Raw genomic sequence first — 1,321 nt, forward strand, 5'->3', positions numbered from 1 at the left:
TCGCGATCACCGTGGAGGGGGCGGGTCAGCGCTGCAGGGTGAGCAGGGCCGGTCGGTACGGCAGCGACAGGTAGTCGGTGCCGTCCGGTGAGGGACCCCTGCCCTGGTAGAGGAACTGCAGGTTGCAGGGGTCGATGGTCATGGTCTGGTCGGAGTTGACGCGGATCATGTCACCGTGGCTGATGTCGTTGGTCCAGGTCTGGTTGGTGTTGGCCTTGCCCGCGAAGGGGTTGCTCTCGGTGCCGGCCTGCTCGGTCCACTTGTCCTTCAGGCTGGGGGCGGTGAAGGAGCGGAAGTAGCGCCCGTTGGCCCCCCGCGCCTCGACGATCATGAGGTACTGGTTCTGGCCCTGGACCTTGTAGACCTCCGGGGCCTCGAACAGGCGCTCCTCGGTGTCGCTCATGACCGTCTCGTACGACGAGCCGAAGCTGCTGGGGAAGTTCGCGAGCGGCATGGTCGACTTGAAGATGCCGCCCTTGTCGTTGGCGAAGAACAGGTACATGTTCTGGTCGTCGGCGATCAGGGTCGGGTCGATCGGGCCGCCGACGGGGAGGCTGCCGGTGAACAGCGGCTGCGGCGCGGACCAGCTGTTGGGGTTGGTGGGGTCGCTGGACGTGCGGTAGGTGAAGGGCCAGGCGGTGTCCCACCCGTTCGAGGCCATCACCCAGATGTTCTTGGTCGAGAGGTAGAACAGTTCGGGCGCGATCACCGACCCGCTCACCTTGGACTGGGTGGCTGTCCCCATGTCCGACCAGTTCGTGAAGGGACTGAACATCGTCGCGCCCCACGACTTTCCGTCGGAGGTGGTGGCGTAGACCAGGTTCTGGCCGTTGATCTTCGCGGTGGTGAAGTCCTTCACCGCGAGCGCGCCGTTCTGCGGCTGCGCCAGCGGGCCGGTCGAGGACCACCGGTACGTCGACGGAAGTGCGCACGTGGTGCTCGTCCCGGACAGGCCGGTCCACTTCTGGTTGTTGCCGCCATTGCAGTTCCACAGCTGCACCGCCGTGCCGTTGGCCGTGGCGCCGCCGCTGACGTCCAGGCACAGCCCCGACTCCACGGCGACGATCGTTCCGTCGGCGTTCGCCCGCCACTGCTGGTTCGTGCCGCCGTTGCAGGACCAGATCACCGGCCGGGTACCGGCCGTGGTGGCGTGGTTGGGAACGTCCAGGCACTTGTTGCCGTACACGGTCAGCTGGTTGTTGTCCGTCAGCGTCCACCGCTGGTTGGTACCGCCGTTGCAGTCCCAGATCTGCACGTTCGTGCCGTCGGTCTGGCTGGCGCCCGGCACATCGAGGCACCGGTTGGAAGCGACGCCGCGCAC

The 1,321-nt window shown here is 66.6% G+C and carries 1 protein-coding gene; it reads right to left on the reverse strand.

The genetic code is table 11. The features are described 5' to 3' along the window. Positions 1-25: 25 nt before the first annotated feature. Positions 26-1,321, reverse strand: a 1,296-nt coding sequence (locus tag ACIQHQ_RS37385) for a non-reducing end alpha-L-arabinofuranosidase family hydrolase (RefSeq protein ID WP_402621301.1), incomplete at its 5' end; no start/stop codon positions are given.

The sequence above is a fragment of the Streptomyces sp. NPDC092370 genome, assembly GCF_044755265.1.
GTDB lineage: Bacteria > Actinomycetota > Actinomycetes > Streptomycetales > Streptomycetaceae > Streptomyces.